This is a genomic window from Pseudomonas sp. MWU12-2020 (assembly GCF_023100605.1).
Taxonomy (GTDB): Bacteria; Pseudomonadota; Gammaproteobacteria; order Pseudomonadales; family Pseudomonadaceae; genus Aquipseudomonas; species Aquipseudomonas fluorescens_H.
In genome coordinates this window covers 556,671-569,194 of record NZ_JALMEX010000003.1, presented here as the reverse complement: position 1 = coordinate 569,194, position 12,524 = coordinate 556,671, and the positions used below count along the sequence as shown (strand labels likewise).

General features: G+C 60.7%; 11 protein-coding genes. 8 read left to right on the top strand and 3 right to left on the bottom strand.

Annotated features, from left to right (window positions below; genetic code table 11):
- Nucleotides 1–31: 31 nt before the first annotated feature.
- Both M0814_RS10015 and M0814_RS10010 read right to left on the bottom strand, forming a co-directional pair.
- Entirely contained in the window at nt 32–349 is a 318-nt protein-coding gene (locus M0814_RS10015; RefSeq protein WP_003226726.1) for a transcriptional regulator, read from the bottom strand.
- A gap of 144 nt (nt 350–493) precedes the next feature.
- Complete coding sequence (locus M0814_RS10010; RefSeq protein ID WP_103483816.1) at nt 494–730, bottom strand: glutaredoxin family protein; 237 nt, start codon at nt 728–730, stop codon at nt 494–496.
- 201 nt (nt 731–931) lie between these two features.
- On the opposite strand from M0814_RS10010, the gene M0814_RS10005 reads away from it, so the two are divergent.
- Nucleotides 932–2,644 carry a monovalent cation:proton antiporter-2 (CPA2) family protein gene (locus M0814_RS10005; RefSeq protein WP_103483817.1) on the top strand — a complete coding sequence of 571 codons (1,713 nt, stop codon included), beginning with the start codon at nt 932–934 and terminating at the stop codon, nt 2,642–2,644.
- Here M0814_RS10005 and M0814_RS10000 read toward each other — a convergent pair.
- Entirely contained in the window at nt 2,641–3,849 is a 1,209-nt protein-coding gene (locus M0814_RS10000; RefSeq protein WP_103483818.1) for an ammonium transporter, read from the bottom strand. The genes M0814_RS10005 and M0814_RS10000 overlap by 4 nt on opposite strands.
- 305 nt (nt 3,850–4,154) lie before the next feature.
- On the opposite strand from M0814_RS10000, the gene M0814_RS09995 reads away from it, so the two are divergent.
- The 7 genes from M0814_RS09995 to M0814_RS09965 all read left to right on the top strand — a co-directional run bounded on the left by M0814_RS09995 (nt 4,155) and on the right by M0814_RS09965 (nt 12,512).
- Nucleotides 4,155–4,469: a DUF883 family protein gene (locus tag M0814_RS09995; RefSeq protein WP_003226733.1), complete on the top strand. Its 315-nt coding sequence runs from the start codon at nt 4,155–4,157 to the stop codon at nt 4,467–4,469.
- 2 nt (nt 4,470–4,471) lie between these two features.
- The gene (locus M0814_RS09990; protein ID WP_003226735.1) at nt 4,472–4,858 is read left to right on the top strand and encodes a phage holin family protein; all 387 of its coding nucleotides are present in this window, start codon (nt 4,472–4,474) and stop codon (nt 4,856–4,858) included.
- Complete coding sequence (locus M0814_RS09985) at nt 4,855–5,193, top strand: hypothetical protein (protein ID WP_003226737.1); 339 nt, start codon at nt 4,855–4,857, stop codon at nt 5,191–5,193. The genes M0814_RS09990 and M0814_RS09985 overlap by 4 nt, the downstream gene beginning before the upstream one ends.
- Nucleotides 5,194–5,316: 123 nt before the next feature.
- Entirely contained in the window at nt 5,317–6,480 is a 1,164-nt protein-coding gene (locus M0814_RS09980; protein ID WP_003226739.1) for an EAL domain-containing protein, read from the top strand.
- Nucleotides 6,481–6,556: 76 nt separating this feature from the next.
- A complete protein-coding gene (locus M0814_RS09975) occupies nt 6,557–7,885 on the top strand; it encodes a deoxyguanosinetriphosphate triphosphohydrolase (RefSeq protein WP_003226741.1) in 1,329 nt (442 codons plus the stop codon).
- A gap of 347 nt (nt 7,886–8,232) precedes the next feature.
- Nucleotides 8,233–8,859 (top strand): response regulator transcription factor, encoded by a 627-nt coding sequence (locus M0814_RS09970; protein WP_003226744.1) that lies wholly within the window; start codon nt 8,233–8,235, stop codon nt 8,857–8,859.
- 8 nt (nt 8,860–8,867) lie between these two features.
- On the top strand, nt 8,868–12,512 hold the full coding sequence (locus tag M0814_RS09965) for a transporter substrate-binding domain-containing protein (protein ID WP_103483819.1): 3,645 nt from the start codon (nt 8,868–8,870) through the stop codon (nt 12,510–12,512).
- Nucleotides 12,513–12,524: the final 12 nt, after the last annotated feature.

The window sequence follows — 12,524 nt, the reverse complement described above, 5'->3', positions numbered from 1 at the left end:
CAACGAACCTAGCGCAGAGTCTGCGGCCCGCTCAGGCCGGAATCGACTTGAGCGCCGCGGCTTCGGTGAACTCCTTGAGCCAGCGCAGCACATCGACCGCCTCCCAGCGCCCCGGGTCATACAAGGCGTACAGCAAGCCCTGATAACCGACCACATCCAGCTGCTTGTGATAACCGGCACGCTGGAACAGCGCCTCGATCTCGGCAAAACAGGTGTTGAAATGCAGTTTGTTGAAAGGCGTCTTGCCCTCCGTGACCAGCCCGTCCAGGCGCAACTCGAGGACCGCCTCGCGCACCACGTCAACCGACATCCGGTTCACGCTGTTCTTCAACTGTTCGACATTGACCACGGTTCGTCCCTCTGACTGCCGGATTCACCTGCTCAAGTCATCAAAAGCAGCAGGTCTTTCCAATTACTGTATGAACATACAGTAACCGAATAAACCCTAGAGTGCCAAGGACTGCCTGTGCAGGAGTGACCAGCGGAACGAGGATCAACGCAGGAAAGCAACCACTTGATCGGCGTCGAAAGGCCAGTCCAACTCGGCCCCGGTATCAATTCGGCGCAGTACCGGAATTCTTAGCCCATAAGCCTCAACCAACGGCTCACTTTCAGCGATGTCCACCAGCTCCACCAACAGCCCATGCTCGACAAGCGGCATCAGTTCGGCCTCTGCCAACTCACACAAATGGCATCCCAAGGTGCCGAACAACTGACATTCAGGAGGCATGATCGCTCAACCGGAAAAGTGAGCGTTCATTCTAGGCCTGCCTCGAAAACCCGTCGAGCGACTGCTGCCCGAAGACCCGAACACGGCGGGAAACACGCAAAACCCTGACGCAAATCAGTCCACGGAAAAGCCAATCAGGCGATGCTCCCGCGCTTTTTGCCTCTACGCTTGAGAAGCCTGAGCCTGACATCGGAGTGTCTTGTGTTTGCCAACCTGTTGATCATCCTCGCCTCATCCCTGGTGATGATTGCCCTGTTCCGCCGCCTGCGTTTGCCGCCGGTGCTGGGCTATCTCTGCGTGGGCCTGATGGTGGGACCGACCGCGTTCAACTGGGTCAACGAGAGCGAACACCTGCCGGACGTGGCCGAGTTGGGCGTGGTGTTCCTGCTGTTCTCACTGGGCCTGGAGTTTTCCCTGTCGAAAATGATCGCGCTGCGCCAGGTAGTGTTTCGCCTGGGCAGTCAGCAGGTATTGCTCAGCACCGGGGTGCTCGGGCTGGTGCTGATCCTGCTGGGCATGCCGCTGGCCCCGGCAATGTTGCTCGGCGCCGGGCTGTCGTTGTCGTCGACGGCGATTGTCACCAAGGAGTTGAGCAGCCTGGGCGAAGTGTTCAGCAGCCACGGGCTGAACGCGGTCGGGGTCTTGCTGTTTCAGGACGTGGTCGCGGTGTTGTTGCTGACCCTGGTGCCGGTGTTCGCCGGGAGCAGCGCGCAAGCCTGGTATTGGGCCTTGCCGCTGACGCTGGTGAAGACCGTGGTGCTGTTTTTCGGTCTGTTGCTGGCCAGCCGCTGGCTGCTGCCACGGCTGTTCCATGAAGTGGCCGCGTCCCGCTCGGCGGAATTGTTCGTGCTGCTGGCGCTGGTGATTGTGCTGCTGACCGCATGGCTGACGCATCTGCTGGGCCTGTCCCCTGCCCTTGGCGCATTTCTGGCCGGGATGCTGCTCGGCGAGAGCCACTATCGCCATCAGATCGAGGCCGACATCCGGCCGTTTCGCGACATCCTGCTCGGGGTGTTTTTCGTCAGCATCGGCATGCTGATCGACCTGCAACTGTTCATCAGTCACAGCGTGCTGATTCTCGGCCTGACCCTCGGCCTGATGCTGATCAAAGGCACGGTCGTCGCACTCCTGATCAAGTGGCGCGGCAGCGATCATGAAACCGCCTGGCGCAGCGGCCTGGCCCTGGCGCAGGGCGGGGAATTCTGCTTCGCCTTGATGGCGCAGATGCAACAGAACCAACTGCTCCCTGCCGAGCTGGGCGCCCTGCTGCTCGCGGCAACATTCTGCTCGATGCTGCTGACACCGTTGCTGTTGCGCGCCGCGCCGAAAATCGCCGCGCGCCTGCACCGCAAGCCGAACCAGGAGGCGCAAATCGAGGAAATCAGCGCCCTCAATGCCGGTCTGGATCAACACGTGGTGATCTGTGGCTACGGCCGAGTCGGCCAGTCCATCGGCCGCTTCATGCGCAATGCCAATCAGCCTTATATCGCGTTGGACAACGATCCGGTGCGCGTGCAGGAAGCCGCGTCCGGCGAAAGCGAGGTGCATTACGGCGACTCGTCACGCGGCGACCTGCTGACCGCCGTCGGACTGTTGCGCGCCCGGCTGCTGGTGATCGCCGTGGATCAGAGCGATGTCAGCCTGCGCATTCTCAAGGAAGCGCGCCGGCTCAATGTACAGATCCCGATTCTGGTGCGCACCCGCGACGACAGCCAATGGGCTGAACTCAAAGCGGCCGGCGCCACCGAAGTGGTGCCGGAGCTGTTGGAATCGAGCCTGATGCTCGCCTCCCACGCCTTGATCATGCTCGGCCTGCCGGCGCATCAGGTGCAGGAGCAGATCGATCAGGTGCGCATCGACCGCTATCGCCTGTTGCACGGGTTTTATCCCGGCGCCGAAGACAAGGAAGCCTAGTCCTGACTCACCGCGCCGATCTTGTGCAGCGACAGGTCGGCGCCGTAATACTCTTGCTCCTGACTCAGGCGCAGGCCGTGCAAGGCCTTGATCACACCGTAGACGACGAAGCCGCCGAGCAACGCCACCAACACACCCAGCGCGGTGCCGATCACCTGGCTGATCAGGCTGACACCGCCGAGACCACCCAGCGCAGTCTGGCCGAAGATGCCGCAGGCGATCCCGCCCCACACCCCGCACAAACCGTGCAACGGCCAGACACCGAGCACATCGTCGATGCGCCATTTGACTTGTGCGGCGGTAAAGCACCAGACAAACAGCGCACCGGCAATCGCTCCGGTGACCAAGGCACCCACCGGATGCATCAGGTCGGAACCGGCGCAGATCGCTACCAGTCCGGCCAACGGGCCGTTGTGCAGGAAGCCCGGGTCATTGCGCCCGACAATCAACGCCGCCACCGTGCCGCCGACCATGGCCATCAACGAGTTGACTGCAACCAGACCGCTGACGCCTTGCAACGTCTGTGCGCTCATCACGTTGAAGCCGAACCAGCCGACAATCAGAATCCACGAACCCAGCGCCAGAAACGGAATGCTCGACGGCGCGAACGCCACCAGACGCCCGTCGCGATAACGCCCGTTGCGCGGGCCGAGCAGCAACACCGCCGCCAGCGCCAGCCAGCCACCCATGGCGTGCACCACTACCGATCCGGCGAAATCATGGAACGCCGCGCCAAAACGCGCCGTCAGCCAGGCCTGCAGACCGAAGTTGCCGTTCCAGATCATGCCCTCGAAAAACGGGTAGATGAATGCCACGATCAGCGCCGTTGCACACAGTTGCGGAACGAATCGCGCGCGCTCGGCAATCCCGCCGGAGATGATCGCCGGGATCGCCGCGGCAAAGGTCAGCAGGAAGAAAAACTTCACCAGACCGTAACCGTGATCGGCACTCAGCACCGCCGCCGGTTGCATGAAGGTCACCCCGTAGGAGATCCAATAGCCTATAAAGAAATAGGCCAGGGTCGAGACCGCAAAGTCACTGAGAATTTTCGACAGCGCGTTGACCTGGTTTTTCTGGCGAACCGTGCCGACTTCAAGAAAGGCGAAACCGGCATGCATCGCCAGCACCATCACCGCACCGATCAGAATGAACAACGTGTTGGAACTGTGAACCAGTGTGTCCACAGCGCTTTGCAGATTTTCCATAAAGAGGCAGACCTGAAGGCTAAAAAGGCACCAAAGCGGTTCGCGCGGACAATTCATGCACCAAGTTGCGACCGGTCGGTCTGCGCAGCGACGCTGCGATGAACCGCTTTGGCGCACAAGGTCGATGTCCTGACACGAACCCGGATTATTTGAGTTAAGGTTTTGCTGCATGTACGCCCGCCAACAGCGCACGACGGCGGCAGGACGCACCACGACATAGCAAAAGCTGTACCAGTCATTTGTACTGAACCTTCGCGCAAGGCTCATACTCGAACGCTTCAGACGTCACTTACGGAGATCCACCCATGGCCAGCATCAAGGCAAAGACTGCTCAAGAAATCCTGATGAACGACTTCCAGACTCTGGTGGCCGATACCGAACGGTTGCTCGAACACACCGCGTCCCTCGCGGGCGATCAGGCCGATGAGCTGCGTGATCAGATCCACGACAGCCTGTTGCGCGCCCGGGAAACCCTGAAGCTGACCGAAGACACCCTGCGCGATCGCGGTCAGGCGGCGGTCACCGCCACCGAAGACTACGTGTCCGCCAATCCTTGGCAGTCGGTGGGCATCGCCGCCGGGGTGGGCTTCCTGATTGGCCTGCTGGCCACTCGGCGCTGATCATGTCGATCGGCGAATCCGGCCTGGGGTCGGGCACCACCTCCTCCACGCGGCGCCTGGGCGCAGCTGTTCTCGGCCTGCTGCACAGCCATGTCGAACTGTTCGGCATCGAGCTGCAGGAACAGAAAGCACGCACCGTCAGCCTGTTGCTGTTCGCAGGGCTGGCGCTGGTGTTTGCGTTGCTGTTGCTGATCGGCCTGTCTGCCTTGGTGTTGATCCTGCTCTGGGACACTTATCGCCTGGCCGGGATCATCGGCCTGTGCGTGTTCTACGTCCTGGCGGCGGGGTTCTGTGGATTGCGTCTGAAGGCAGCGGTCTTCGATGAATCCTCGCCCTTCCACGGCACCCTGGAAGAATTGGCCAACGATCGGGAGCGCCTGCTGCCATGAGCCTGCCTGAACTGCCACACAACAGCTCGCGCCGGGAAATGCGCAAGGCGCTGATTCGCCTGCGCATGGAAATGCATCGTCAGGAAATCCGCCACGAAGCCGGGCAAGTGCTGCAACCCTTGCAGCGCATGCGGGGGATGAAGCAAAACCTGCAAGACGGCTTCGGCATCAAGCATGCGCCGCTATGGGGCGTGGCCGCCGTCACCCTGCTGGGTTTCATCACCGGCAAAGGCGCAAAAAGCGGCGGCGTCGGCGGGTTGACCCGGCTGATCCGTCTTGGCACCAGCCTCGGGCCGCTGATCAGACTGGTGATGCAGAGTTCGGGCAAACGCTGAACCGACGTATCTGGCTGCATTCTTGCAATATCCGGGATTGAACCTCCTCACCCCGAGGTTCAATCCCGCACGCCTATCCGGCCGGCAGGGTTTACCCCGAACAAGAACAACTAAGGAGGCCCCGTGATCGACGGGCAACCGCTCGCCTGCTTTCAACCTTTCATCGATACCGCTACCGGACGAATTGCAGGCGTCGAAGCCCTCGGTCGACTGCGCCAGCCTGACGGCCAATTGGCCTCGGTCGGGCCCTTGTTCGCCGACCCGCGCACACCTGCCATCGCCCTGCGGCGCCTCGACCGCCAGATCCGTGACCACGCCCTGAGCCGACTGCATGAAGCCCCTGCCGAATGGTTTCTGAGCCTGAACATGTCGCCGCGCTGGATCAGTCGCCTGCGCGCGGATCAGCCCCTGCCCAGTCTCAAGCAAATGCTGCGACACGGCGTCGATCCGCAACGCATCGTGTTCGAGATCACTGAACTGGGCGGCAACAGTCAGCGTCTGACCGACGTGGTCGGCCGTTATCGTGAGGCCGGTGCGCGGATTGCCATTGATGATTTCGGTGCCGGTTACTCGCAGCTTGATCGGGTGCTGGCGTTGCAGCCGGACATCCTCAAACTCGACATGCGCCTGTTCCAGGCGGCGGCGCTGGGCGGGCCGAGCAGCGAGGTGGTCAAGGCCCTGGCGCAAATGGCTGAGAAAACCGGCTGCTGGATCATTGCCGAAGGCGTGGAGACCGAAGCGCAACTGAATTTCGCCCTGGAATGCGGATCACGTTACGTTCAGGGTTTTCTGTTCGCCCGGGCGCAGGAAGCCTTCTATCCGACCGATGCCTTCGTGCAGCGCTTCGCCGAACTGCGTCAGCGGTACGTGCGGCAGAAGCTGGCCGAACGCGGGCGCTTGATGCAGATGCGCCAGCAGCTCGGCGAACTGATGGCGATCCTCCAGAGCTGGGCTCAGGCCCACGCGCCGCTGAGTGCGCTGCCGCAACTCGAAGCCTTCCCGTGGTTGCTGCGGTTCTACCAATGCGACCGGCATGGCACCCAACTCACGCCCAACCTTGAATGGCGGCATAACCGTTGGGTCGCCGACAACCGCTACCTGGGGCACAACTGGTCATGGCGTCCGTACTTCTATCATCTGCTCGCCGAAGGCTGGGAGGAGCGGCGCCTGACCCTGTCCAGCACCTACCGCGATGCCACCAGCAACCAGTATTGCCTGACCGCCGGCCAGTTCTTCGACAACGGCGAACGCTTGCTGCTGATCGACATTGATGCAGCCGGCTTGTAGTTCCGCTTGCAGGGGCGTGGCCGAACCGGGAAGCTAGGGCATTGATCATTCCAGTCACCGACGGAGAGAACCAGCCTTGGATTGGCAGACCCTGCTTAACCGCGAACGCCTTGGAAAGCCGCTGCACAGCCCGCAAGAGCTGGGCCGCAGCCCGTTCCACAAAGACCACGACCGCATCATTTTCTCCGGCGCTTTCCGCCGCCTGGGACGCAAGACCCAGGTGCACCCGGTATCGAGTAACGACCACATCCACACCCGTCTGACCCACTCGCTGGAAGTCAGCTGCGTCGGCCGTTCGCTGGGCATGCGCGTCGGTGAAACCTTGCGCAGCGCCCTGCCCGACTGGTGCGACCCGAGCGACCTGGGCATGGTCGTGCAATCGGCCTGCCTGGCGCATGACATCGGCAATCCACCGTTCGGTCATTCCGGGGAAGACGCGATTCGCCACTGGTTCCAGCAGGCGGCCGGGCGCGGCTGGCTCGACGGCATGAGCGAAGCCGAGCGCGGTGACTTCCTCAATTTCGAAGGCAACGCGCAAGGCTTTCGCGTGCTGACTCAACTTGAGTACCACCAGTTCGATGGTGGCACCCGACTCACCTACGCCACCCTCGGCACCTATCTGAAGTATCCGTGGACGGCCCGTCACGCCGACTCGCTGGGCTACAAGAAACACAAGTTCGGCTGCTACCAGAGTGAATTGCCGCTGCTGGAGCAGATCGCCCACAAACTCGGCCTGCCGCAACTGGAAGACCAGCGCTGGGCGCGGCACCCGTTGGTGTACCTGATGGAGGCGGCCGACGACATCTGCTATGCGTTGATCGACCTCGAAGACGGCCTGGAAATGGAGCTGCTGGAATACGCGGAAGTCGAATCGCTGCTGCTCGGCCTTGTGGGTGACGACCTGCCGGAAACCTATCGCCAGCTCGGCCCGCAGGATTCGCGCCGACGCAAACTGGCGATCCTGCGCGGCAAGGCCATCGAGCACCTGACCAATGCTGCCGCCCGAGCGTTCGTCGAGCAACAGGACGCGCTGCTCGCCGGCACGCTGCACGGCGACCTGGTGGAACACATGCACGGCCCGGCCAAACGCTGCGTGCTCAATGCCAAGGACATCGCCCGCAAGAAAATCTTCCAGGACAAGCGCAAGACGCTGCATGAAATCGGCGCTTACACCACGCTGGAAATCCTCCTCAACGCGTTCTGCGGTGCGGCACTCGAACAACACGGTGGACGCACGCCGTCGTTCAAGAGTCGTCGCATCCTCGATCTGCTGGGCAACAATGCACCCGATCCCCACGGGCCGCTGCACACCTCGTTCCTGCGCATGATCGACTTTATCGCCGGGATGACCGACAGCTACGCCAGCGACATGGCGCTGGAAATGACCGGGCGCTCCAGCCACTGACGGAGCATCTTCCTCAACCGGGTCAGCGCGACTGCCCGGTTGAGTGCCTGATCCATTAAAGCGGCTCTTCGGTATTCAATGAGCGCGCAGACCAAACGTAATCCGTTTAACTTCAAAACAACACAGACAAACGCTGCTTCTTCAATACTCTACAAGCAACTTAAAACATTCAGATAAACAAATACTCTAAACACCTCCTTACGCGACATTGAGTTTGGTCGTAGTCAATTTCCCTTTAGTGTGTAGGACTTATCCTATATTGCTGCTAGAGCCATGTGAGTTCATGCGGCCGCTCATTTATCTGAGCTAAGGTGCGCGCTTTATTCGCGCACGTATGGGATTTGATTATGAACTCCGTTTTTATTGTCGATGATCACCCCGTCATCCGACTTGCCGTTCGAATGCTGCTCGAGCATGAAGGTTATAGGGTCGTCGGCGAAACCGATAATGGGGTCGATGCCATGCAGATGGTTCGCGAATGCATGCCCGACCTGATCATCCTCGATATCAGCATCCCCAAGCTCGACGGCCTGGAAGTCCTCGCCCGTTTCAACGCCATGGGCACTCCGCTCAAGACCCTGGTACTGACGGCGCAATGCCCGACACTGTTCGGTATTCGCTGCATGCAATCCGGCGCGTCCGGTTATGTGTGCAAGGAAGAAGACTTGAGTGAACTGGTCAGCGCCATAAAAGCGGTACTTTCCGGTTACAACTATTTCCCAAGTCAGGCATTGAATCCGGTACGCAGTGACGATGTACGTTACGCCGAACTGGAATTATTCAAAGCCGTGAATGACCGCGAACTCATGGTCCTGCAGTTATTTGCACAGGGGCGGACCAACAAGGAAATTGCCAAAGGCATGTTTCTCAGTAACAAAACCGTCAGCACTTACAAAAAACGCTTGATGCAGAAACTGAAAGCCAGATCCCTGGTGGAACTTATCGAGATGGCCAAACGCAACGCGCTAGTGTGAGAGCCTGAATGCCCAGTCGTTTGAAGATCTATCTCGTCATATTGTGTGCGAGCCTGTGCCTGACTCCTCAAGCCTATGCCGACCTCGTCACAGCGCAAGATTATGTGCTGCGCAGCCGTTCGAGCCACGAAGCGCTGTCCATTTCTCTGCAGCCCGCGCAACGGCAATGGTTACAGACTCGCAGCGAACTGAGACTGGGCACCTCCGCACCGGATTATCCGCCGTTCGACATGACCGCCAGCGGCCGCGATTACGAAGGTTTTACCGCCGACTACGCCGGCCTCCTCGCACAGGCTGTCGGTTTACCAATCCGGGTCAAGCGCTTTGCCTCACGGGAAGCCGCCTTGCGTGCACTGATAGGCGGACAGGTCGATATGCTCGGTACGGCCAACGGTTTCGAGGCGAGTAATCCGGACATTCTGCTTTCAATCCCCTATGCCATTGATCAGCCGGTACTGGTCACCCGTGAAGACGAGACTCGTACGCTCACCGAGGGCCTGGCCGGTCTGCGCCTGAGCATGGTCTATCACTATCTGCCGCAGGAGGAAGTCAAGGCGCTGTACCCCAAGGCCATCCTGACGTCCTACCCTTCCTATCAAAACGCAATCAATGCGGTGGCTTTCGATCAGGCCGACGTGTTTCTGGGCGATACCATCTCCACCCACTACATGATCAACAAGGGCTATCTGAACAACATTCGCATGGCCAATTTCGGCAAACAGGAAGCCCACGGTTTCAGCTTCGCCGTGCATACCGACAATCCGCAACTGCTCGCGATCATCAACACCGCGCTCCAGGCCATACCGGCCAGTGAACGCGACCGCATCGCCAAGCGCTGGAGCGCTGGCAGCGACATCCTGCTGACCGACCAGAAGCTGCAATTGACCCACCATGAAGAGCAGTGGCTCAAACAGCATCCGGTGCTGCGCGTCGTCGTCAACGAGGCGTTCGCGCCGCTGACGTTCTTCGACAGCGACGGCAATCTGCGTGGCATCACCGCAGACCTGCTCGAACTGCTGCGCCTGCGCACCGGCATGCGCTTCGAACTGGTACGCAGCCGCAGCGACGGCGACATGGTCGAGCAGATCAATCAGCACCGAGCCGATCTGATCGCGGCGTTGCTACCCAGCCCGCAACGGGAAAAGACCCTGCAATTCAGCCGTCCCTACCTGGAAAACTCGTTCGTCCTGCTGACCCGCAAAGCCACCGACAGCCCGACCCATCCGACGCAGCTCAAGGACAAATACCTGGCGATTGCCCAAGGCAGTCCCATGGCCGATTACCTGCGACGCGAGTTCCCCAATATCCACCTGACCGAAACCTCCGACACCTTTGGCGCCGCGACCTTGCTCGCCGAGGGCAAGGCCGATGGCGCCGTCGCTTCGCTGGTGATCGCCAACTATCTGATTTCGTCGCGGATCTTCGAGCATCAGTTGCAGATCACCACCACCCTCGGCACCCGTCAGGCAGCCTTTTCGCTGGCCACGGCCCGCGACAACAGCGAGCTGGGGTCGATCCTCGACAAGGCGCTGCTGAGCATCAGCCCCGAAGAACTGGGGGTGATCAATAGCCGCTGGCGCGGTTTTTCCAATGCGGCGCAAAGCAACTGGCATCACTACCAGCGCCTGTTTTACCAACTGATTGGCGCAGCCTGCCTGCTGCTGTTGCTGTCACTGCTGTGGAATGCCTACATGCGGCGCCAGATCAAGCAACGCCAGGCCGCCGAGCGGGCACTCAACGACCAGTTCGAATTCATGCGCTCACTGGTCAACGGCACGCCTCACCCGATCTATGTGCGCGACCGCCGGGGGCTGCTGCAAAGCTGCAACGACAGTTACCTCGAAGCCTTCAACGCCAAACGCGAAGACGTGATCGGCAAAAGCGTCATGCAAGGCACCCTGAGCAATGCCTTCGAAGCCCAGGCCTTCGAGGCGGACTACCAGCGGGTTGTGGCCGAAGGGACACCGATGGTACTCGACCGACCGCTGCACATCGGTGGCCGGCGTCTGACGATCTACCACTGGATCCTGCCGTACCGCGATTCCAGCGGCGATGTACAAGGGATCATCGGTGGCTGGATCGACATCAGTGAACGCCGGCAACTGTTCGATGAACTGCGTACGGCCAAAGAACAGGCGGACAACGCCAACCGTGCCAAAAGTACCTTTCTGGCCACCATGAGCCACGAAATCCGTACGCCGATGAATGCCATCATCGGCATGCTCGAATTGACGCTCGAGCGCATGACCGATCAGGCTCCGGATCGCTCGTCCATCGAAACCGCCTATTGCTCGGCCAAGGACCTGTTGGGCCTGATCGGCGACATCCTTGATATCGCACGGATCGAGTCCGGGCACCTGAGCCTGAGTCCCGAGCGGGTCAATCTGGTGGAAACCGTTTCTTCGGTGGTGAGGATCTTCGACGGTCTGGCCCGGCAGAAAAACCTCGCCCTGCCCCTGACCCTCACTCCCCCGGGCCTCAATGTCGACGTGCAGCTCGATCCGTTGCGCTTCAAGCAGATCCTGTCGAACCTGATCAGCAACGCCATCAAATTCACCGAGTCCGGGCAGGTCCGGGTCAATCTGGACGTGGTGCCCGATGGCGCGGGCCAGTGTTCGCTGATTCAATTGACGATCCAGGACACCGGGGTCGGCATCAGCATCGAAGATCAACAGCGCCTGTTCAAACCGTTCGCCCAGGCTGACAGTGGCCGACAGCCCGCGCGCAGCGGCGCGGGTCTGGGGTTGGTGATCAGTCGCAACCTCTGTGAAATGATGGGCGGTCAGCTGCAATTGAGCAGTCAGCCCGGGATCGGCACTCAGGTCTGCCTGTCGCTGCCGCTGCAAACGCTGCCGTGCAAGGTCGCCGCGACGAAAACCGCGCCACCGATCCACGCCGCGGGTACGCCGCTGAACATCCTCGTGGTCGACGACCATCCCGCCAATCGTCTGCTGATGTGCCAGCAACTGGAGTTCCTCGGGCACCGCTTCAGCCTTGCCGAAGAGGGGCGAAGCGGATTCGAGACGTGGCAGCGCGGCGCATTCGATCTGGTCATCGCCGACTGCAATATGCCAGTGATGAACGGCTACGAACTGACCGAGGCCATCCGCCAGCACGAACAAAGCACCGGGCGTGCTCCTTGTACCGTGCTGGGCTTCACAGCCAATGCGCAACCCGAGGAAGTGCAGCGCTGCAAACAGGCCGGCATGAATGACTGCCTGTTCAAACCCCTGAGCCTCAGTGCGCTGAGCCAGTGGGTCAACGGCCTGCAACCGGCAACCCCTGAACCTGCGTTCAATCTCGAGGGTTTGAATCAATTGACGGGCGGCAATCCGCTTCAGGCCCAACGCCTGCTCACGCAATTGCTCAAGAGCAGCCGCCTCGATCGCGAGGAGTTGCTGGCCCTGGCGCCGCACAATGATCGCGAGGCATTGGCGGCGGTGGCGCACAAGATCAAGGGCGCCGCCCGAATCGCCCAGGCTTCGCGTCTGATCGTGCGCTGCGATGCCCTGGAACAGGCCTGCCTGCAGACCACGTCTGTGGCGGCCATCGTGCGCTGCATCGAGGCCACCGACGCGGCGATGGTCGAACTGGAGCAGGCGCTGCAGCAACAATTGGAACCGTTCGCAGAAAGCACAATGACCGAGCCTTAACTATGCTTGGGC

What these genes read in the sequence shown, in the direction of transcription:
- M0814_RS10010 (WP_103483816.1), bottom strand. Translation starts at nt 730, where the DNA reads ATGCCTCCTGAATGTCAGTTGTTCGGCACCTTGGGATGCCATTTGTGT.
- M0814_RS10000 (WP_103483818.1), bottom strand. Translation starts at nt 3,849, where the DNA reads ATGGAAAATCTGCAAAGCGCTGTGGACACACTGGTTCACAGTTCCAAC.
- M0814_RS09995 (WP_003226733.1), top strand. Translation starts at nt 4,155, where the DNA reads ATGGCCAGCATCAAGGCAAAGACTGCTCAAGAAATCCTGATGAACGAC.
- M0814_RS09990 (WP_003226735.1), top strand. Translation starts at nt 4,472, where the DNA reads ATGTCGATCGGCGAATCCGGCCTGGGGTCGGGCACCACCTCCTCCACG.
- M0814_RS09985 (WP_003226737.1), top strand. Translation starts at nt 4,855, where the DNA reads ATGAGCCTGCCTGAACTGCCACACAACAGCTCGCGCCGGGAAATGCGC.
- M0814_RS09970 (WP_003226744.1), top strand. Translation starts at nt 8,233, where the DNA reads ATGAACTCCGTTTTTATTGTCGATGATCACCCCGTCATCCGACTTGCC.
- M0814_RS09965 (WP_103483819.1), top strand. Translation starts at nt 8,868, where the DNA reads ATGCCCAGTCGTTTGAAGATCTATCTCGTCATATTGTGTGCGAGCCTG.